The sequence below is a fragment of the Psychromonas sp. KJ10-5 genome, assembly GCF_055808325.1.
In genome coordinates, this window is the sequence record NZ_CM147864.1 from 601538 (window position 1) to 623254 (window position 21717).

Sequence of the window (21717 nt, forward strand, 5' to 3'; positions counted from 1 at the left end):
CTCCTTTAATTTTTTTATAGATAAGTGCACTTAATGTTGCGCATTTCTATTTTTAATCCCCACTTTATTCATCTATTACCATGACTATGATTTTTTTCTATGTGCTAGAAACATAGATTTTTTGGTTTAGTAAACCAATACAGCAATGGGGGCAATAAATAACTTACGTCATCTATTTAGACCAAAATGTGGTTAGTGATTAACGCAATAGACAACCCAAACAATGGATGTAGTTAAAACTCACGAAATGACACGTATATTTGGGGATGAGATCAAGAACACCCATAAACTTTGACGAGTCATCATTACTCTTCTCTGTTTTTACAAGAAACAAAAACGGCGCTATTAAGCGCCGTTTATTTAATATTGAATCTATTTATTAAAAAGCATGTTCACCGATCATTGGGGCGGTTTGGTTACTGCTGAATAAGCTAGCGTGTAATCGTAATGCATGATTATCAGTTAAGCTGGAAATGTAATCGGCAATCACTCGTTGTTGACGTGATACATCGCCTTCATACAGCGTCCACAGGTTTTTTGCTCTTTCTGGTAAAAAACGTAAAGGGCCAGACTCAAAGGCTTCAAATAGTTCCATTACAATTTGTTGTCCACGGTATTCCAAAATTTGTAAATCTGGGCTTTGGATAACATAGGTTAATACAAACTTCTTCAATACTTCTAAGGTTTTAAACATAGCAGTATCTAAATAAGCATTGTAAGCCAATAGCGGCTCTTTAAACTGCTTATCAACACGTTGAATGGTAATGGACGTGATTAACGCATTAACTAATGAGCCTATCGCATCTTTGCGTTTAAAGTGCTGTGATGAAAATAAGTTGTCGGTGAGTTCTTGCAATTTATCATGAAGACAAAAATTTTCAATGGCGGCTAGTTGTGGAACTACCTTTTCTTGCCATAGTGATTTATTGATAATCCCCATCGCGATCGCATCTTCTAAGTCATGTACGCCGTAGGCAATGTCATCAGCGATTTCCATTATTGAACAATCAAAGGATTTATATTTTGTTTTTAAGTGTTGCTTAGTCTGCACATCGGCATCGGGCGTTCGGGTGCTGGCAAACAAGCGGCGGTCACTTTCACACAACGTTGATAATACGGCATCCAATAAATGTCTATCATGGTCGTAAATGCCTTTTGCTGGCGTCCACTCTGATGTTTTTAATTGGCGAAAGTTACGTTGATTATCTGCAGGATAAGGCATGCTTAATTCACTTAAACATAGCGGGTATTTTAATACCCCTAATAAACTGCGGCGCGTTAAGTTCATGCCGTTATGCTCAGTGTATTGCTCTAGTTGAGTGAGAATTCTAAAGGTTTGTGCATTACCTTCAAATCCACCATGTTTAGCCATCATGTAATTCAGGGCTGTTTCACCGCCATGCCCAAAGGGTGGGTGACCGATGTCGTGGCTAAGACAGATTGTTTCTATCAAGTTATAACCAGATAATAAAGGACGAAATTCTGGTTGGATCATTTTTAAGTTCGCAATAATCCCCGAGCCAATTTGCGCCACTTCTAGAGAGTGGGTTAAACGGGTACGGTAAAAGTCACTTAATCCATTATTGTGAATTTGTGTTTTAGATTGCAGTCGTCGAAAGGCTGCAGAATGCAAAACACGTGCTTTATCTCGCTGAAATGCGCTGCGTTGGTCGAGTCGTCGATTTTTATTAGGCTCTGCTGTTAAACGCTCTAGCCAGATATCGGATACAAAAAGAGTAGGCTGTTTTGGGTCTAAATGTAATTCTGTGTCGTTAGCTTCTTGTAGGTTATCTACTGTTACTGTGTTCGTCTCTAAACTCATATATTCACCATAGTTTTGCTAATCACATAAAAAGTGTAACGTGTTTCTATAATGAAAAATATAAGTAAATGACTGAAAAATAAAATTTTAAAGTGTTTTTTCTTTAAAAAAGTAAGTTAAAAAAGAAGGAATTTAAAAAAATGGAGGTCATTTTACCAACAGAATAGATGTCTATTGGTAAAATTTTTTGTCTATGAATCAATTGTTTAGCTTAGTTTCTAACACCTTCCAATACAATGTCTAAATCGACATAACTCGAAGCACCTACCACTTTAATGCCGTAATCTGCCACTTGTAAACGAGTTGTACCTTCAAAACCTGCACGGTAACCACCCCATGGATCTTTACCTTCGCCGATAAATTTAGCATCTATAACCGCTGGTTTAGTCACGCCGTGTAGTGTCATATTGCCTGCAATAGCTAATGTACCATCGTCATTCTTTGTTACTTTAGTACTCACAAATTTAGCTGTTGAGTATTTACTTGCGTTAATAAAATCATCACTTCTTAAATGCTTATCACGTTCAGCATGGTTTGAATCTAAGCTTTCAGTGTTAACGTTTACGGTCACTTTAGAAGCTTCTATATTGTCAGCATCGTAACTGAATGTGCCATCAAACTCATTGAAACGGCCTTGAATAAAACTATAACCTAAGTGACTTACTTTAAAGCTAACAAAAGCATGTGCACCTTTAGTATCAACAGTATAGTCAGCAGCCATTGCACTTAGCGGTAAGGCCATTACAGCAGTTAGTGCTGAAGCCATCATTAATTTTTTCATGATATTTCCTTATTAAGTTAAATGTAAATTAAAGCATTTTCTTTAGGGTGTTATCTTTATTAATAAAGTGGTGTTTGAGTGCCGCAAGTACATGCAAACTAGCTAAGCCAATTAAGGTATAAGCAACGTATTCATGTACTAATCCTGCATAGTCTTCTTGATCTTCCACAAAAGAGCCTAATCCTGGTACTTCAAACCAATCAAATACATCAATACCCCGCCCATCTGCTGTTGAGATTAAATAGCCAGATAAAAACATAGTGAACAATAATATGTAAATTAATATATGCGCTGCCGTCGCCGCTTTCTTCTCAATGGTTGAGCCTTCAATCTCTGGTGCGGTTGATAGTAGTTTCCAGATTAATCGAGCAGTGGTGATAGCAACAAAACAAAGGCCTACTGATTTATGCCAGTGTGGGGCTGTTTTATACCATTCACTGTAGTAGCTTAAGTCAACCATCCAATATCCGGCTGCAAACAAGCCAATTACAAGTACTGCTGATAGCCAATGAAACGCTCTACTTAACCCATTATATTTAGCAATTATTGTTGCCATCGTAAACCTCACTACGTGTTAAGGAAATATAATCTCTTCACCAGATTCTAACCATGTTGGATACTTTTTCATGCACTGAGCAAATAAATTACTATTCATCAATGTCTCTAGCCATCGCTTAACTTGCTCATAACCTGCCTGCTCAAACCATGATTTATCAACACTGGCAAACTGACGAATAAATGGAAAAATAGCCATATCCGCTAAACTAATACGATCTGAAAATAGGTAGGGATTCTCATTCAAACGTGATTCTAATAGAAAAATAAACTCTTCTGCTTGTTGTCGATAATAATCTACTGAGTGTTCAGGGTGGCGATCTGCGTATTTATATCTATCTAACCAAGGTTTAAACTCATAATCGTTAATATCGATAAGGTCTAACATCTCTTCAATAGAGGGGGACAACCATTGTGCTGGATCGTTTTCTGATAAAGCCCAAACCATAATTTCTAAACTTTCATCAAGTACAGTATCAGGAGTCACTTGTTGTGTTAATTGCAGTACAGGAATGGTCTTATTAGGTGAAATAGCTAATAGTTCAGCGGGTTTGTGCTTTAATACAATTTCTCTGAGTCGTACTGATTGTTCGCTGATTGCAAGTGCCAACCTTGCTCGCATTGCATAAGGGCAACGTCTAAAAGAATATAAAATAGGCTGCATAACAATTCCCAATGATGAATGATAATTAATTGTTTCATTCTCCATCATAAGGGCAGGTTAAATTTTTGTAAAAGGGTGTTTATGTTATTTGTATCGCTTTTCTGGCCTTTTTTAGTTCTAAATGAAGAATAAAAAGCTAAGCGACTCAAAGGTGTCGCTTAGCGGAAGGTTTATGAGCAGCTATCATTTTCAAGTGCTTGTTTTTTCTCTTGCCTTGCTTGTTGAATAATTTGTTTTGCAGAACTTAAAAATAGGGTGGCTAAAAAAGCGGCGACAATGAGGTCGGGCAATGCACTGTCTGTGACCCATACGCCTGACGCTGCCAATAAAACCACTAAGTTACCAATGGCGTCATTACGGCTACATAACCACACCGAACGAACATTGGCGTCACCATCTTTGTATTTCATTAGCAACAAAACACTTAATACATTGGCAGCAAAAGCTAATATCGCAATACTCCCCATAATGCTGGCATCAGGAGTGACAGAAAACCAAAGTTTGTAGAATGTAGAAGCTAATACATATATTGCCATCAACAATAAGCTAACGCCTTTTATAAGAGCAATATTACTGCGTAAGCTTAATGATTTACCAATGACCCAAAGGCTAATGCCATAGGTCAGAGTATCACCTAAAAAGTCTAATGCGTCGGCTTGCAGTGCTTGTGAATTAGATTTTATACCTGCGAACATCTCTACTAAAAACATAACTGCATTGATTACAATAACGGCAATTAAAATACGTTTATAAACAGGATCAATTCCTGTGAAGTCTGCTTTATGATCACAACATCCAGCCATAGTTTATACCTCTTTGATAAATGAATTCGGAAACGTTAAGATAGTCTACAAGCTCTAGTAACTAGAGGTTCAAGCTTTTTTTTATTAATATCAATCATAAAAATTAGCTATCCTATTATTCTTGTTAAGGTAATTTATGGATTATTTGTAAATTTAACAATTAGTTATGAATGTTCCGTTTTAAACTAAGTCATTTTTCCTATACAAAATATCGAACAGTTATTTAATAAAAATAGTTTAACGAGGAGATGCATATGATTTATTCAATTGGTCAACTGAGTAAACTGGCACAGTGTAAAATACCTACCATTCGTTATTACGAAGAGATAGGTATTTTAGATAAAGCGACTCGCAGCACAGGAAATCAGCGTCAATATACACAAGCACATTGCGAACGATTAAATCTAATCTGCCATAGTCGTGCACTAGGGTTTAGTCTCAAAGAGATTAAACAATTGATTAAATTACAAAACGGTCAGTTTGATAGTGGCCAAAAATCGCATTCTATTGTGCAGAGTCATTTAACGGATGTTAGGAATAAGATAGCGAAATTAAAGGAGCTAGAGTTACAACTATTAACACTAGTTGAGCAATGCCATCAGTCAGAAACCTCTGATTGCCTTTGTGTGTCGGCGCTTAAGTAATATGAAAGTGGTTGTGGGCGGCCATGATAGTAACCTTGCTGTAAGCGATAACCTAATGAGTTTAACAACTCTGCTTGCTCTTCCGTTTCAATACCTTCAATTAAACTATTCATCGATAAGTCAGTCACTAAACGCTGAATACATTCCAGAGTTAAAGTGCTATTGATATTTTCTAGAAACGTTTTATCTACCTTTACCGTGGTTGCAGGAATGGTGTGCAAGTAGGCTAAAGAAGAATAACCTGTACCAAAATCATCAATACTGACTTTAATCTGGTGGCTAGCTAGAGTATTAATTGGGCTATTGCTATGATTAACATCAGTTAGCAACACACTTTCTGTCAATTCAAGAATCAAGTCTTGTGCCTGTAAGTCATGTTTATCGAGCATGTATAAAATAGTATCGACTAAGTTAGGGTTAACCAAATGTAACCCAGATAAATTAACAGCCATGGTGATACTAGGGTGGAACAGATCTTTGAGGGTTAGGAGATCATGCAGAGCTTGGTCCAGCACCCAGGTTTCAATTTCGTATATTAAGCCAACCTCTTCAGCAACACTAATTGCTTCTTCTGGTGAAACAAACCCAAGCTCATCGTTATACCATCTTAATAAAGCCTCAAAGGAAACGATCTTTCCTGTGGAGCAATCAAGTACAGGTTGGTAATGCAAGTAAAGTTCATTATTAGCTAAGGCAAAAGACAATTTTTGTGCAATTACACTTAAACGTTTTTGGCTATTTTCCATGCCTGTTTGGTATTGCACCCATTGCTTTTTACCGAGTTTTTTAGCGTGATACATAGCGGCATCTGCATAAGCGATAATTTGCTCGTAGCTTTGTGCATCATTAGGGTAATCTGCTACGCCAATACTGGCAGATAATAAAAGTTCTCGACTTAGGAAGCTTTGATAAGGTTCACTTAAGGAGTCGATGATAGCTTGGCAACGTAATGTAGTAGAAATATCACTCTGTGATGAACCGTTTTCAATAATGAAAATAAACTCATCTCCGCCAAAACGGCAAAGGATATCGCCTTTTTGCTTGTGCTCTTTTAACCGTTCACTCACTTTAACTAGTATCTCATCACCTTGTCTGTGCCCAAGAGAGTCATTAACCATTTTAAAGCCATCTAGGTCGATATATAGCAAAGTAAAAGGAGTTTGTTTTTCAAACATAGGTTTTAAAGTATCGATTAAACCACGTCTATTTACTAAGTTCGTTAACGGGTCTGCCCATGCTTGTTGACGTAAATTTTGCTCAACAATTTTACTTTCATGGATATCATATTGATTAATTAAGATATGTGTCGAGTCATCTTGGTTTTTAATTCTATTGGCAATCACTCTAAACCAGTTATCGCCATAACAAGTCTTCATTAAGATATCAGATTCAAACTTTTCCTCTTTATCGATCGCTTGCAGTAAGTTCAGCGCATCTTGATGATCGCAACATAGGTCTTTTAAATGTGTGGTGGTGCTACTAAATTTTTTGGCGAAGGGAGAGTTAGCACTCAGGAATTCGCCATTTAAATTATATAAAGAGATGATTGTTGCACTTTTAAACTGCATCGTTGTATGTGCTAAAGTTGGCGTGGCTTCAACTAACATCGCTAATCGACCATCTTCCAGAGTCACTCCTGAAAACTGACACAATGCCTCTGTTTCATTTCCTTTTGGAGAGAAAAACCAGTTTTCTTGTACGACTTTATTCTCTTTAAAAGCACGACGATATTGTTCAATGGTTTCATTGATAGCGTCAGATTGACCTATCTTAAAATCACGTTGGGCTAAGTCATCGATACTAGTGCTATCCCACAATAATAATGCAGCTGTATTTGCCCAGATTATTGCATAGGCATCAATATCATAAATCCAGATCGCGGTATGTAATTGGTCTATATTTACCTGCATAGAAGCCTATTTTTATTATTAACAATCGTAATATTTTGTGTGTAACGAGTTAATAAATAATGTAACTCTGTTTGCTATTTTAGCAGAAAAAACTACCAATATAGGAGTGTTATTTTTATGGTTTTATTGTTTAGTGGCTATAATGCGATAGGTAATTAAAATATTTTAAGTATATTATAAGTCTGATTTTATTATCTTATTGATATCTAAATAGTAAATATTAAAAGCTTACATAACCAACGGTACTGAGTTCGTTGTTAATAAACGATTAAATATTTGCTAAGCCACTGTTAACGATATAAATTTAAATAACCCTAATACTTATTGAGAATAATAATGAAAAAACCACAACGTGATATAACACTTCGATTTTTAGCTGAAACACAGGATGTAAATTTTGGTGGGAAGGTACACGGTGGCGCAGTGATGAAATGGATTGACCTTGCTGCTTATGCTTGTGCTGCTGGATGGAGCGGACGTTATTGTGTTACCGCTTATGCTGGTGGTATTCGCTTTGTTGCCCCGATCCATGTTGGTAGCTTAGTTGAAGTAAAAGCAAAAGTTGTTTATACAGGCAAAACATCAATGCATATTGCCCTAGAGGTGAATGCCTGTGATCCTAAATCTTTAAATAAACGCACGACAACACATTGTATAGTGATCATGGTTGCCGTTGATCAAAATGGTCAATCTGAATTAGTACCACAATGGGTGCCAGAAAGTGAAGAAGACATTAAACAGCACGAAACGGCTGTTAAGTTGATGGAGATGCGTAAAAAAATAGGTGACGAAATGGAAATATATATGGATTAATTCCGTTCTACTTATTATCAATAAATAAGAAGTTGAATAGATAAATAGGCAGCCATAATGAAACTAGTGTATAGCCATGATAACCACTTTATTGTCGGTAACATAAAAAATTTGATAGAAGCGCAAGGCATTCAAACATTTATTAAGAATGAGTTTACACAAGGTGCAATGGGTGAAACTTCTGCCGTAGATAGCTGGCCGGAAATTTGGGTCTTTGACGATAATGATCATCAACAAGCATTAGCTATCGCAATGCAATCTCAGCAAAGTGCTGATACACCTGACTGGGTTTGTAATAGTTGCAATGAGAGTAATGATGGCTCCTTTGATTTTTGTTGGCAGTGTCAGCAAGCAAAGTAATCGTGCATTAAAATTGACATAAAGGAAGGCTATTTGCGTATTATTGAAATTGATTGGCAACAAACGATTGCCATTCGCCATCAAGTTTTATGGCCAGATAAAAAGCCTGAGTTCTGCATTGTCGAAGGTGACGAACAAGCATTACATTATGCAGTGGAATTAAACGGTCAATTGATTTGTGTTGCTTCGATCTATCGCGATCATGATTGTGTTCGCTTAAGAAAGTTTGCAACCTTAGTTGACTATCAAGGTAAAGGTGCGGGTAGTTTGATGTTAAGGTTTATTATTAATGCCCTAAAAGAAGCAGGCACCAGCTATTTTTGGTTTGATGCAAGAGAATCTGCTTTAGCTTTTTATCAAGGTTTTGGTTTTGAAGTGGAAGGAGAGTTATTTTATAAAAGTGATGTGGCTTACTATAAAATGGCACGCCATTTATAACTCACGTTAATGCTGACTTAGAATAAAGGCAGTCAATTTAAAACTGCCTTAGTCGCTGAACTAATCGCTGAAACCTTGATGGATAAATTGCTGTCTTAGTTGAGTAAAGTTGGCTTCGTTACATTGTAAGAACTGCATCGCAAATTCATACCCTTGCTCCTTAAACTTATCTAATTTTGCAAGTTCATATTCATTCATGATCACGTGCATTGCTTCTTGAACTAATTCAGGCTCATCTTCACCAATTAATGTCTCTGGTGGATCAAAATGTGTCACCATCCAATCTTGTAATTGTTCATTATCGATTTTTTTTTGATGCCAAAGTGTCAATGTATCGATAAGCTGTTTTTTGCTGATAACCGGTTGTGTCATGATTTTTCTCATATAATAAACTTAATTGAGATCATAACTGATCCGTTCATTTATCACCACCTTAGCCATCTTTTTTCACTGAAGATAGAGCTCATAATTGCTATTCTTGTTACAAAGGCGCTTCTATGATTTTTGAACCATGGTAAAATATGTCATAAGGGAAAGGATTTTAATACAGGGGAAGGTAAGTGACTAAGATTGATAATCGAGAATTGACTCGTTTAAATCATGTTAATTGTGGTGAAGTAGTGCACCTTCAAGTTGTCACACCCACTAAGCCTATTCGTTTAAAAACACGTTTAATAGGCATCGACCCAAATATGTCGGTTATTCTGGCATTTGGCAATGATGCTTCTTGGATCAAAGCCTTACCACATCTAAAAGAGACGAATGATGTGATTGTTCGCTTTATGAATAGTGAACAGCAGCAAGCTAACGTCACTGCTTTTCGTACGTCGATACAAAAAATTATGACTATTACTGGTCGTTGGTTAGTGCTTGATTACCCTAAAAATATAGAATCAGTGCCGTTACGTAAACACCGCCGTGTTGACGTTAGTATTGAAGCGGCGTTAGTCAATTCTGAAAGTGATACTGTATTAGCAAACGGTGTATTGATTGATGTATCTATTCAAGGTTGTGCGTTTGTTTGTAAAAAGCAGGGCAGCCTTTCGATAGGTGGGATTTATCAATTGTTGATTGATTTAGGAGATGGTAGCTCAAAAGTGACGCTATCAGTAGCATTAAAGAGTAATAAAGAATTAGGCGTTAATGACGAAGTACAATATGGTTTAGTATTTACCACACCTGAAGATGTGCAATCTGCGATTCAGCAATTACTTTTACACTATTTACAAAAATAATGTTATTCCAAACTGATTGACAATAAAGCAGCTTACCTTCAATTCTATCGGTTATCTGAAGGTAAACTGCTTAGTTTTTATTGCTAACTATAAAAGATTAGTAACCTTCACTAAGAGAAGAAGGTCGACGTGGGTCAGACGCACCATATAAGCCAGTTTCAGACTTAATAATACTTTGCGTACTTCCCATTGCAGATTCAACTTTAAGTTGATGTCCCTTTGCTTCTAACAGTTTGATTGTATCTAAACTCAAACCAGATTCCATACGAATGTAATCAGGTAACCATTGATGATGGATACGCGGTGCTGCAGTGGCATCGGCAACATTCATATCAAAGTCGATAACATTAGAAATTACCTGTAAAGTGGTGGTAATGATTCTTGAACCGCCTGGTGTACCGGTTACCATGAATAATTCATTATCTTTTAGGATAACAGTTGGGCTCATTGAACTCAGTGGGCGTTTACCCGGCTCAATAGCATTTGCTTCACCACCAATCAATCCATAACCATTAGCTACGCCTGGTTTTGAAGAGAAATCATCCATTTCATTATTTAATAAAACGCCAGTACCTTCGGCGACAATCCCAGAACCATAGCTGTAGTTTAGGGTATAAGTATTGGCCACTGCATTACCCCATTTATCAACGATACTAAAGTGAGTCGTTTGGTTACTTTCATAAGGCAAGTCTGCATCAGGCAAAATCTCAGAGCTTGGTGTTGCTTTGTCTGGGTCAATACCGTCAACTAGTTGTTTTGCATACTTTTTACTGGTTAAGGTTTTTACAGGTACTTTAACAAAGTCACTATCACCCAAATGTAAACTACGGTCAGCATAAGCACGGCGCATACTTTCAACCATGGTATGAATATGTTGAGCACTATTGTGGCCCATCTTTTTAATATCGTAATTTTCTAGCATATTAAGGATTTGTACTATGTGAACACCGCCCGAAGATGGAGGTGGCATAGAGAATATTTGGTAACCTCGGTATGTACCTTCAATGGCCTTACGATCAACAGAGTTGTAGTCGATTAAGTCCTGTTGACTAACTGTACCGCCAGCCTCTTTAATGCTCGATACAATAGCATCAGCTACTGGACCTTGATAAAAACCTTTTTCACCTTGCTCACTAATTAAAGAAAGTGTTTTAGCTAAGTCAGTTTGTTTAAGTAGCTCTCCAGCATGGTAATTTGCACCATCTTTTTTATAAAATATTTTGCTGGTATTAGGCCATTTACTTAAACGTTCTTGCATCGCCGTTAACGAGTTTTCTAAATCAGGTGTAACGATAATGCCATCTTTTGCCAACTTAATAGCCGGAGCGATCAATGCTTCTCTTGAAAGTGTGCCGTAGGTTTTACGCGCATGCTCTAAGCCCATCACAGTGCCTGGTGTACCAATGGCTAAACCATGGAATTTAGATAAACCCGGTACAACATCACCATTTTCATCTAAATACATATCACGTGATGCAGTAGCTGGTGCTTTTTCTCGATAATCAATGGCAATTACTTGCTCTTTGTCAGCTAAATAAACTAACATAAAACCACCGCCACCAAGGTTACCTGCTCTTGGTAAAGTAACTGCAAGCGCATAACCTACCGCCACTGCTGCGTCTACCGCATTACCGCCTTGCTTTAAAATCTCAACACCAATCTTAGTCGCAAGTGCTTCTTGTGTTGCAACCATACCGCTCTTTGCCCACACTGGGTGATGAATCGACATTTGGCTAAAGATCGCCGGTTGGGAAGTGGTAGCCGCATTAATCGCTGGTGCAGTTAATAAAAATGAAGTGGAGACAACCAATAAGCTAATAGGTTTGGCTATTTTATTTTTGATCAGATCTAACATAATACTATTCCTTTATTTTTGTGTAGATTTATTATCGAAGGTATAAAGTCAGGCGTAATACCAATTATTTATTTTAATTGGTAACAGTTTTGCTCCTTAATGTAGTGACAGACAGGGGTAGGCGTTAAAAATTCTATGCCTTGGTTATTCGCGCATAGCTTACGAATTTGTGATGAAGAAATATCTAGCTGTGTTGTGCTTTGAAAATAGATACAACCATTAAGTGATGAATGCAGATCTGTTGTATCTTGTGTTTGATGCTTGGCGAGAATCGTTGAGACTGTTTCGTTAAATTGCGGTGACCAACCCGGTCGATGGCTAACAACAAGATGGCAATATTGCAAAATATCTTGGTAGCGATACCAAGTATGGAAGTTAATTAATGAGTCCATTCCCATAATGAAGCAGATCGGCGTATCAGGGTATTGTGCTCTTAATAGTGCTAAGGTTTCCACTGTATAGCTAGGAGAGTTGCGTAATAGCTCTTGTGTATCCATTTGTAAGCTAGGGGTATCTTGAATGGCTAATTTAACCATTTCAATGCGTTGTTCAGTGCTGGCTAAACTAGTTGCTTTATGCGGTGCAATATAATTTGGCATGAGGTATAAAGACTGGAGCTGAAGTGCTTCCTGAATCTCTAATGCAGGACGTAAATGCCCAAAATGAATAGGATCAAATGTCCCTCCCAAAAAGCCAATTGCAGACTCGTGTTTTTTGTTCATTCAATTCCTTTATTTGAAAAACTGATAACAGATAGCATCCAGTTGTAGCCAAATATCTGAACGATTTTCTACTTTAACTGAAATTTCTAAATCTGCACAAGCAATTAAAATATTTTCAAGTTGAGGTATTTTTAAGCGAGTGAGGGCCTGAGTAATTAAAGCTTGTTTCGCAGGCCATAATTTAGGTTTTTGTTGCGCAAGTAACTGGCTTAAAGGTGTATGCGTTAATTGATAGGCGTAATTAAGTAGTTTTTGCACTTCACTGCTTAAAGTTGCACTCAGTAAAAGCAGTTCAGTACCTTCGGCATTGAGTTGTTTAATGATCCGCGCATTACGTGCTTTATCACCGGCTAATAAACTATCAACCCATTGAAACAGGCTGAAATGGTTATGGGTAGTGATGCTTTGTTCGACTTGCGGCAAGTGTAAGTGCTGTTTAGGGAACAAAATAGACAGCTTCTCAATTTCCTGTTTGGCCGCCAGTAAATTACCTTCAAAATGCAAAGTCAGAAAGTCAATCACTTCATTATCCGCACTTAAACCAACTACTTTTAAACGCTGGTACAACCACTGTGGAAAGCGCTGTGGTAACAACGCGTTAGTAGATACAAATAAGCCTTGTTGCTCTAGTTTGGTAAACCAAGCACTTTTTAATTGTTGCGTGGTGAGTTTAGGGCCTTTAAGTATTAATAAAGTATCTGGATTTAGTAGAGGGGTTATCTCTTTAATAAAATCCGTATTATCCTTGGTTGTTTTAGACAAGGATAATTCTATGATTTGTCTTTCAGAAAAAAGAGATAGAGTATTGAATTGACTAAATATTTGATCTTTGTCGAAACTGCCATCTAGGCTGTAACTAAAACGTTCTAAAAAGCCTTGTTGCTTAGCTTGCGTTTGAATTTGTTCAAGCGCTTCAATGGTTAATAATGCTTCATCACCAAAGATTAAGCAGCAGCTAGGTAACGTCTGTTGCAGCTGCTTTAATAACTGTTCTGGGTAAATGCGCATTAACCGTTACTCTGGAGAATTGTTTTCAATACTTAACATGGTAGAGATGATGTGGTCAGCTGCAACTACACGTAACTCTTCTATTAATTGTTCTTCTTCACGAGATTTTGCTAGTGCTTGTGTTGAGTCGTATAAAAAGTCACGGTATAAATTTACGCTGTAATTTTTTGGCGTGTAATTTGGCATTTTAATAGAATACTTCATGATGTAACCAATCTCTTTTTCAGCATTTTGTGCCGTCGCATACAGAGAAATAGTACGTTTACTTTGTTTTTCTGATATTAATCTTAAGATGGCAGTATCTTCATTCGGTGCTGCTAATACTTTAATATTTGCACCTACTAGGCGGAGTTTAACCAGACGTGCTAACTCACCTTTAGGGTTACTGGTTTGCACATATATTTCTGGAAACTTTTCTACTAAACCATCACTGTGTTTCAAGTGAAATCCACAACCAGAGAGCATTACAGTCATTGCCAAAGTCGCAAATAACATAAAGCGGCGATAAAAAGCTTGAGGGCGAAGTGAATACATAAAAAAGCCTTTTGTAGTGTCTATGACAATCAATAATATAAACGGGTTGATGTGTTTTTTAATAAAATTAAACGCTCATCAACCGCTCATAAATAAGCGGTTGATGACGTGATTTGCTAGTTGCTATTAATCGTTTACATCAATAGCGTAACAAACTAGTTAGCTACAATATTCAGTAGCTTACCTGGTACATAAATCACTTTACGTACTGTTTTACCTTCAGTAAATTTATTTACATTTTCTTCAGCGTTTGCTTGTGCTTCAACTTGTTCCTGTGAAGCGTCAGCTGGCACTGTTAATTTTGCACGTAATTTACCATTTACTTGTACCACAATCAGTTTTGAATCTTCAACTAAAGCTGATTCATCCACTGTCGGCCAAGGTGCAGATAGAATATCACCTTCAGAGCCTAATAACGTGTGCAACTCTGCACAAATATGTGGTGTGATTGGTGATAGTAGTTTAGTGATAGCTACTAGTGCTTCTTGTAAAATAGCTCGATCTTGTACGTCCGCAGTCGGTGCTTTCGTTAGTTTGTTCATCAGTTCCATCACCGCAGCAATTGCAGTATTGAAAGTTTGACGACGACCAACATCATCACTTACTTTAGCAATTGTTTTATGTACTTCTCTGCGTAATGTTTTTTGGTTGTCATTAAATATTTTCACATCTAATTCAGCAACATCACCAGCTTGAACATGATCAAATGCTAATTTCCATAAACGTTTAAGGAAACGTAAAGAGCCTTCTAATGCAGAATCAGACCATTCAAGAGTTTGGTCAGAAGGTGCCGCAAACATCATGAATAAACGAACGCTGTCCGCGCCGTATTTATCAATCATTAACTGTGGGTCAATGCCGTTATTTTTTGATTTAGACATTTTGCTCATGCCGTCATAAACCAATTCTTGACCGTCAGCTGTTTTCGCTGAAATTACTTTACCTTTAGCATCAGTTTCTGTGATTGCATCTGTTGGTGCAACCCACACTTTACCGCCTTTCTCATCTTCATAGTAATAAGCGTCTGCTAATACCATACCTTGCGTTAATAGCTTTTTGTATGGCTCATCGCTGTTTACTAATCCAAAATCACGTAATAACTTATGGAAGAAACGCGAGTATAGAAGGTGTAAAATAGCATGCTCAATACCACCAATGTATTGATCTACTGGTAACCAGTAGTTTGCTTTTTCTGGGTCAAGCATCTGGTCATCACTTTGCGGTGAACAGTAACGTGCGTAGTACCAGCTTGATTCCATAAAGGTATCAAAGGTGTCTGTTTCGTGTGTAGCAGGTTGACCTTGGTAAGTTGTTTTTGCCCACTCTAAATCCGCTTTGATTGGTGAAGTAATACCATTCATTTTAACATCTTCAGGTAATACAACTGGCAGTTGGTCTTCAGGTACGGGTACCACGGTACCATCTTCCAATGTTAATGTTGGAATCGGAGCACCCCAGTAACGTTGGCGAGAAACACCCCAGTCACGTAAACGGAAGTTAACTTGGCGCTTACCTTTATTCTCACTTACTAACTTAGCTTCAACGGCATCAAATGCTGCTTCAAAAGTGAGGCCTTCTAATTCAGCGAAATCACCAGAATTAAAACAAACGCCTTTTTCTGTGTATGCTTCAGCGCTAACATCAACTTCTGCATCGGCAGGTTTGATTACAGCTTTAATATCTAAACCGTATTGCTTAGCAAACTCAAAGTCACGTTGGTCATGTGCAGGAACCGACATTACCGCACCAGAACCGTAACCCATTAATACGAAGTTAGCTGTCCAGATTGGCACTTCTTTACCGGTAATAGGGTGGATAGCTTTTAGACCTGTATCCACACCTTCTTTAGGCATAGTGGCTAAATCAGCTTCTGCTAATTTTACATTTTTACAGCTTTCACAGAATGCTGCTAATGCTGGGTTTGATTTTGCCGCTTCAAGTGCTAAAGGATGTTGTGCAGCAACTGCCACATAAGTGACACCCATCACTGTATCAGGACGAGTTGTGTAAACAGAGAAAGTTTCATCACTGTTTGCCACTTTAAAGTCCATTTCGATGCCTTCAGAACGACCAATCCAGTTTTTCTGCATGGTACGAACTTGCTCAGGCCATTCTTCTAACTGGTCTAAATCATCTAATAATTCTTGTGCGTAAGCTGAGATTTTAATAAACCACTGTGGGATCTCTTTTTGCTCAACAACGGCACCTGAACGCCATCCACGACCATCAATTACTTGCTCGTTAGCTAATACAGTTTGATCTACCGGATCCCAGTTAACTGTTGCCATTTTCTTATATACTAAATCTTTTTCTAATAATTTAGTGAAGAACCATTGTTCCCAGCGGTAATATTCTGGCTGGCAAGTTGCTAGTTCACGACTCCAGTCATAACCAAAACCTAGCTGTTTAAGCTGTGTTTTCATGTACGCAATATTTTCGTAAGTCCAACCTGCTGGTGCAGTATTGTTTTTAATCGCTGCATTTTCTGCAGGTAAACCAAATGCATCCCAACCCATAGGTTGCATTACATTTTTGCCTTGCATGCGTTGGAAACGAGAAACAACATCACCAATGGTGTAGTTACGCACGTGGCCCATGTGTAACTTCCCACTCGGGTAAGGGAACATAGAGAGGCAGTAGTATTTCTCTTTTGTTGGATCTTCTGTCGCTTTAAATGATTGATTGTCATCCCAATATTTTTGGAATTTAGCTTCAATCTCTTTAGGGTTGTATAACTCTTGCATATTCAGTCTGCCTGCAATGAAAAATGAAATAATAAGGGCTGTAGGATACAGTAGCAGTTGCTTTGCAACAATATTTATGAAGAATCAGAGGCTATTTTTTAAGAAATATGAATTATTGAGATAAAGAACCACATAAAAAGTGAATTTTTTGGACATAAAAAGCAAAAACTGCAGTAAAGTATTACTATATATAATTATAAGTGACAAAAGGCGAAGAGCAGATGGCTAAATTACATGAAGAATTATTAATCAACGATCAGGAATTAGATCTGCTGTCTGAAATGCTAGCAGAAACTGAAAAAGCAGAAAATAAAGAACTGGTTTATGATATTTCAGGCAAATCTGGCCAAGAATCATTGTTGTTTCAACTTGGTTTAGCAGATGATTTACAATTAGTTGCTAATTATGGCAATCATCATTTAGTGTTTCCTGTACAGATGCAAATGGGCGATTTTAGTAACTTTAGCATGAGCCTTAAGTCTCCTAAGATTTTTGAAACCGGTGACCAACTTCGCTCATGGCGTTTATCTAACAACACGGCCATGAGCATTGTGAACGAAAAAGGTGAAGTTTTACCATACCGAGTTAAGGATTTATCTGCTTCTGGTATCTCTTTGTTGATCGATGACCCTGAAAGCGAGACATTACCTAAAGAACTCAGTAACATTTATCTACAGTTGCCAGACCAGGAACGCTTAGCTATTTCAGGGTCTCAAATTAGACGTATCGATCAACATACAGTTGCTTATTCTCTAGGTAAAGAGGGCGATGATAATATGCTGTCTTCATTAACAGAATATTTGTTTAAATGTCATGCGGAACAACATCCTGAAGCGCATATTAATAGATTCAAATAAATATTAGCTTGTCGTTAAGGATATTTCTTTAATAGCAGTGGTATAAGAATTGATCAGAATGTTTTTTATTTAAACTGTTTGTTGGATTATTCGACAAACAGTTTTTTTTTGTAAAAAGTTCCTTTACAAACAAGGCTTAAACTCTGTATTATTCGTCTCGTTCTGCGGAGGGGTGGCAGAGCGGCTGAATGCACTGGTCTTGAAAACCAGCGAGGGTTAATAGCTCTCCGAGAGTTCAAATCTCTCCTCCTCCGCCACATTAAGAAAAAAGGCTTCTCATTTGAGAAGCCTTTTTTCGTTTCAGTCAGTTTACTTTTATCCTACCCAAAATAATAAAATATTTACACTCAGAGTTCTCAAGCCTGTTTAATTCCAATCAATTTGCTCGTATCCAACCTTACAATTTTAACTAATGTATTTGTATTCATAATTTTGATGAAATTTATAATCCATCTTCACTAAAAAGTGATATGTTAAGTAAAAATGTGATTTTATTTGCTGATTTATGACTATTAAGTGTTGTTTTTGGTTGATAAATGAACTTATTTACATAAGAAAGGAATCATAAATTATGAAGCTAAATCAAACTCTCTCCATAGTGAATCAAGTAGAAAAGTCTAAGTTTATTTCATGTCTGGATCGTATGTGTACAGACATTGCTAAAGATAATAAAAAACTTGCTAAGGCAATAGATAATATCGATGGTCAGATTAAAAATGCCTCAGGAAGTGAAATTACACAATTGTTCAATACAGTAAGAGTTTACTTTAAGGGATCTGTAAAAGAACAAATATTAATGAGCTCAGCCCAATTAAACTTACTGATTAATATCCTAAGTCGTGATGGAAATTGTGTTGCTAGGATTAGCTGGATTGAGTCTTTATATGCAAAAGAATGGAAGCAGTTATCAAGCTTGTCAAAAGAGTTACATGATTCAATACAACAATCAAACGACAATAATAATTTAGATCGAAACCGCTCATTAAAAATTTACCATAGTTGTATGAAAGAGGCTTACTTAAATGATGAAAAAGTTAACAGAGAAGCAAAAGTTACTGATGATGAAAGAAGTATATTGAATGTTTTAGCAAATGAATTAAACCTAACTACAGATGAAAGCGCTGCTATTGAACATCTGGTAGATATTATTCCTCAAAATGGGGTATTAGATGCTCTAAATAGTTTAAGGGATATGGGACTATTATTTATAAGTAGAAAAAGACAAGAAGTTTTTGTTCCAGATGAAATTGTTGCGTTGTTAAATGAAATTCAAGGTAAAGAATTAGCTGATAAGTATGTACTACGGATTCTTAGAACTCTAACTGACGGTGAGTTATCAAATATTTTGAAATCTTACGGTCGAAAAATAAGGGGAGTAAGTCGCATTGATAAAATTCATACAATTATTCACTCTGGGCTGAGCGCAGTAAAACTACTTTCTGAAGATATCTACAATGAAGGTGATAACCAAAATCAAAGAAAAGAACGTTTAAAACAATTAATCAATGACTTAGATATTGATGTAGATAAATTGGGAACTACTTTAGATGAGAGGATTAATTTAATTTTAGTTTCTTTATCAAATGCTTCAGAAAAAGAGTTTGATGTATTAAGTGCAAGTGGCTTTAAAGAGTTATTAAAAACATTGGAATCTCATTTTCCAAGTATGTTGAAAATTTTGAAAGAAGCTTTTGAATTAGAAGATAATGAAATTATTGATACTGAAAAGCTACGTTCACTGAGTATTACTCCGCATGATATTTTATATTTGCTTTCCAATGATGAAGTAAAAGAAGTTAGAGATAGTATGGGTCTAGCTAAAAGAGGTAATGCTAGGTTTGCCATATTAGAAAGTTTTGCGAATGCAACAGACAAATTAATTGAAAACTATGATGCTTTAGCTAAAAGAGACATGAATTTACTTAAGGATGTTGGTGTAGAAATCAATGAATCTGAGATTGGAGTAAAGTTCGAAGAAGTTACAAAAGCTATTTTTGAGCACTTAGAGTTAAATATAGATGAAGATCTTAGGAAAGATTTGAATACAACAAAGGATAAAGCCGACATCATTATATCATTAAGTGAGAATGATATTATCATTGGAGAGGCTAAGACTTGTAAAAATGGTGATTTCGCGAAATATTCAACAACTTCAAGACAAGTAAAGTCATATGTCACAAGGGCAGAAAATCAAGGAAAAAGAGTTGCTCAAGTATTGATAATTGCTCCTAGCTTTTCGAATGATTTCATTGAATCTGTTGAAATGGATACTGAGGTTAATATTTCATTGTTGGAAGCTCATGGGCTTAAGCTTATTCTTGATGCTTTTAAAGCTAAAAGAAACCCAAATTTTTCACCTAAATTACTTACAAAAGGTGGTTTGTTGAAAGCTCAGCTAATCGCAAAAAACTTATAAACAGTTTTCTCTATAAACTATTTAATTAATAAGATAGAACCGGGAAGAGTGATTAAACTTTACTTTATTATGACTTTAATCATCTATGGTTTATTGGGGCTCGGCTTTGTACCTTTGAGGTGGGAAGCTTTTCAAATTGTTAGCTTCTTTATTATTTACGGACCTATCTTATTCTTGATGCGTTAGGGGTGCCTTGGTTACTTGAGAATAATGGTTTATGTGGAGCAGGAATTTGTGACTTAACCATTTTGGGGTGGGGGGGCTATATTTTGGAAAGCTTTTATCTTTATCGTTTTAAAATTAATTACGTGTTTGCCTAAAAATCAAAACAATTAACTCTAGACTTTTTAATATGTGTAGTTGGGCAAGGTAAAAAAAGCACATCTACTACTTCATTGAACGTATCAAGAAAGGGGCAGATGCACTTGATTTATTTTGATTAAAAAGGCGCGTAATTATCCGTAAGGCTTTGTGTTTTTGTCCAACGCTCAGTTGCAGCTATTATTGGTCTTGTTGTATTGGGTAACGGAGTTTGGCCTCTATTACCGAATAACCACATTACAAAATTAGTACGCTCACCACTTCTGATTGGCTGTGCTGTGTGCACAACAGAGCCTCGGTGTAACATTGCACTACCAGGTGTGAATGTTAGTGGGATCATTTTTCCACTGCTTTGGTCAAAAAAGTCCACGCTTGAACCAGTAAACTCCTCTCCTGGTATATTCAAATTTACGTTTAATGTGACTGCTGATGCGTCCGAATGTGGGCGAAGTGAGTTATCAGTCGTTGGTTTATAGTTAATAGAAAAACCAAATGTTTGCGTATCAAACCCGATTATCTCAGGGAATAATAGTCGCGAAATTGGTCGCATATAAATATCTAATACCTCTTGATAAAAAGCTTGGAAGCTAGGTGCTGCAAAGTAACCTTCAGAGCGTTTGTCCAACATTGCTCCACCACGGTTTAAAGCGATACCGTAGGGTGGGCGTAATGGGATTTGTGCATTCCATGCGTTTTTTAAATACGCTCTTAACGCCGCTAATTTTGCTGGATCAAACAATTGCAATTGATACACATCCGGTGCTACTTCTGCTAATAGATCTTTAACTGCGAACTCTTTACTAGGATCTTGCCAAGCTTGAGTGATGGCTTCACGTAACGCTTTATCAAAGAGACTACCGTTTAATAGGAATGAATTTTCTTGTGTTTTTTCCCATTCAGCCCATGCATCTATTAAGGTTGATTTGTTAGTATCCCAGAAATGTTGTACTGAAGACTCTCTGTATAATATTGCTGTTTGAGAAGGTAATCTCAGTTCTTGTGCTCTTTGTAATTGAATTGCTGACATAATGTTTACTCCAATATTAGGGTCGCCTGTGTTGGCGTTGAAGTTAATTTATTATAATTGGTTTTGTTGATAAACAGGGCTTGTTATGAAACAGATTCAAGGTTTTGTATATAATAGTTAACACCGAACTGGGTTCTGTTTTATGTCTACGATAGAGCGTTATATTTAAACCATTAATTTATAACTATATTCTGTATTATGAACAACA

The 21717-nt window shown here is 36.8% G+C and carries 20 protein-coding genes and 1 tRNA gene; 8 read left to right on the plus strand and 13 right to left on the minus strand.

Annotated features, from left to right (window positions below; translation table 11 throughout):
* Positions 1–379: 379 nt before the first annotated feature.
* The 5 genes from AC0L3W_RS02915 to AC0L3W_RS02935 form a co-directional block, all read right to left on the minus strand.
* Positions 380–1822, minus strand: a complete 1443-nt coding sequence (locus tag AC0L3W_RS02915; protein ID WP_290038428.1) for an anti-phage deoxyguanosine triphosphatase — start codon at positions 1820–1822, stop codon at positions 380–382.
* Between the two features lie 211 nt (positions 1823–2033).
* The gene (locus AC0L3W_RS02920; protein WP_290038427.1) at positions 2034–2603 is read right to left on the minus strand and encodes a YceI family protein; all 570 of its coding nucleotides are present in this window, start codon (positions 2601–2603) and stop codon (positions 2034–2036) included.
* A 28-nt stretch (positions 2604–2631) separates the two neighbouring features.
* A complete protein-coding gene (locus AC0L3W_RS02925; protein WP_409439715.1) occupies positions 2632–3159 on the minus strand; it encodes a cytochrome b in 528 nt (175 codons plus the stop codon).
* Positions 3160–3177: 18 nt separating this feature from the next.
* Positions 3178–3822 carry a glutathione S-transferase gene (locus AC0L3W_RS02930; RefSeq protein ID WP_409439714.1) on the minus strand — a complete coding sequence of 215 codons (645 nt, stop codon included), beginning with the start codon at positions 3820–3822 and terminating at the stop codon, positions 3178–3180.
* A gap of 170 nt (positions 3823–3992) precedes the next feature.
* Positions 3993–4625, minus strand: a complete 633-nt coding sequence (locus AC0L3W_RS02935; protein WP_290038424.1) for a cation efflux transmembrane domain-containing protein — start codon at positions 4623–4625, stop codon at positions 3993–3995.
* A gap of 254 nt (positions 4626–4879) precedes the next feature.
* Between AC0L3W_RS02935 and AC0L3W_RS02940 the strand changes: the two genes are divergently transcribed.
* A complete protein-coding gene (locus tag AC0L3W_RS02940; RefSeq protein WP_290038422.1) occupies positions 4880–5269 on the plus strand; it encodes a MerR family transcriptional regulator in 390 nt (129 codons plus the stop codon).
* Here the strand turns inward: AC0L3W_RS02940 and AC0L3W_RS02945 are convergent.
* The gene (locus AC0L3W_RS02945) at positions 5224–7179 is read right to left on the minus strand and encodes a sensor domain-containing protein (RefSeq protein ID WP_409439713.1); all 1956 of its coding nucleotides are present in this window, start codon (positions 7177–7179) and stop codon (positions 5224–5226) included. The two genes, AC0L3W_RS02940 and AC0L3W_RS02945, sit on opposite strands and share 46 nt — an antisense overlap.
* A gap of 336 nt (positions 7180–7515) precedes the next feature.
* On the opposite strand from AC0L3W_RS02945, the gene AC0L3W_RS02950 reads away from it, so the two are divergent.
* From AC0L3W_RS02950 to AC0L3W_RS02960, 3 genes are read left to right on the plus strand one after another with little or no spacing between them, the layout of a single operon-like run.
* Entirely contained in the window at positions 7516–7992 is a 477-nt protein-coding gene (locus tag AC0L3W_RS02950; RefSeq protein ID WP_290038420.1) for an acyl-CoA thioesterase, read from the plus strand.
* Between the two features lie 57 nt (positions 7993–8049).
* Entirely contained in the window at positions 8050–8352 is a 303-nt protein-coding gene (locus AC0L3W_RS02955; RefSeq protein WP_290038419.1) for a putative signal transducing protein, read from the plus strand.
* A 33-nt stretch (positions 8353–8385) separates the two neighbouring features.
* Entirely contained in the window at positions 8386–8790 is a 405-nt protein-coding gene (locus AC0L3W_RS02960) for a GNAT family N-acetyltransferase (protein ID WP_290038418.1), read from the plus strand.
* A gap of 60 nt (positions 8791–8850) precedes the next feature.
* Here AC0L3W_RS02960 and AC0L3W_RS02965 read toward each other — a convergent pair whose 3' ends face one another.
* Positions 8851–9162 (minus strand): hypothetical protein, encoded by a 312-nt coding sequence (locus AC0L3W_RS02965; protein ID WP_290038417.1) that lies wholly within the window; start codon positions 9160–9162, stop codon positions 8851–8853.
* A gap of 188 nt (positions 9163–9350) precedes the next feature.
* On the opposite strand from AC0L3W_RS02965, the gene AC0L3W_RS02970 reads away from it, so the two are divergent.
* Entirely contained in the window at positions 9351–10025 is a 675-nt protein-coding gene (locus AC0L3W_RS02970; protein ID WP_290038415.1) for a PilZ domain-containing protein, read from the plus strand.
* Between the two features lie 97 nt (positions 10026–10122).
* Here AC0L3W_RS02970 and ggt read toward each other — a convergent pair whose 3' ends face one another.
* The 5 genes from ggt to leuS all read right to left on the minus strand — a co-directional run bounded on the left by ggt (position 10123) and on the right by leuS (position 16888).
* Positions 10123–11880, minus strand: coding sequence for a gamma-glutamyltransferase (ggt, locus tag AC0L3W_RS02975; RefSeq protein ID WP_290038414.1), 1758 nt, complete (start codon positions 11878–11880; stop codon positions 10123–10125).
* Between the two features lie 68 nt (positions 11881–11948).
* Positions 11949–12602: a nicotinate-nucleotide adenylyltransferase gene (nadD, locus tag AC0L3W_RS02980; protein WP_409439712.1), complete on the minus strand. Its 654-nt coding sequence runs from the start codon at positions 12600–12602 to the stop codon at positions 11949–11951.
* Positions 12603–12611: 9 nt separating this feature from the next.
* Positions 12612–13610, minus strand: coding sequence for a DNA polymerase III subunit delta (gene holA, locus AC0L3W_RS02985; protein ID WP_290038412.1), 999 nt, complete (start codon positions 13608–13610; stop codon positions 12612–12614).
* A 6-nt stretch (positions 13611–13616) separates the two neighbouring features.
* Complete coding sequence (locus tag AC0L3W_RS02990; RefSeq protein WP_290038411.1) at positions 13617–14144, minus strand: LPS-assembly lipoprotein LptE; 528 nt, start codon at positions 14142–14144, stop codon at positions 13617–13619.
* Between the two features lie 155 nt (positions 14145–14299).
* The gene (gene leuS, locus AC0L3W_RS02995; RefSeq protein WP_409439711.1) at positions 14300–16888 is read right to left on the minus strand and encodes a leucine--tRNA ligase; all 2589 of its coding nucleotides are present in this window, start codon (positions 16886–16888) and stop codon (positions 14300–14302) included.
* A gap of 221 nt (positions 16889–17109) precedes the next feature.
* Between leuS and AC0L3W_RS03000 the strand changes: the two genes are divergently transcribed.
* The 3 genes from AC0L3W_RS03000 to AC0L3W_RS03010 all read left to right on the plus strand — a co-directional run bounded on the left by AC0L3W_RS03000 (position 17110) and on the right by AC0L3W_RS03010 (position 20161).
* Entirely contained in the window at positions 17110–17745 is a 636-nt protein-coding gene (locus tag AC0L3W_RS03000; RefSeq protein WP_290038408.1) for a PilZ domain-containing protein, read from the plus strand.
* A 166-nt stretch (positions 17746–17911) separates the two neighbouring features.
* Positions 17912–18002 (plus strand) — tRNA-Ser (locus AC0L3W_RS03005).
* 314 nt (positions 18003–18316) lie between these two features.
* Complete coding sequence (locus tag AC0L3W_RS03010; protein ID WP_409439710.1) at positions 18317–20161, plus strand: hypothetical protein; 1845 nt, start codon at positions 18317–18319, stop codon at positions 20159–20161.
* Positions 20162–20600: 439 nt separating this feature from the next.
* Here AC0L3W_RS03010 and AC0L3W_RS03015 read toward each other — a convergent pair whose 3' ends face one another.
* The gene (locus AC0L3W_RS03015) at positions 20601–21509 is read right to left on the minus strand and encodes a 2OG-Fe(II) oxygenase family protein (protein ID WP_409439709.1); all 909 of its coding nucleotides are present in this window, start codon (positions 21507–21509) and stop codon (positions 20601–20603) included.
* Between the last annotated feature and the right edge of the window lie 208 nt (positions 21510–21717).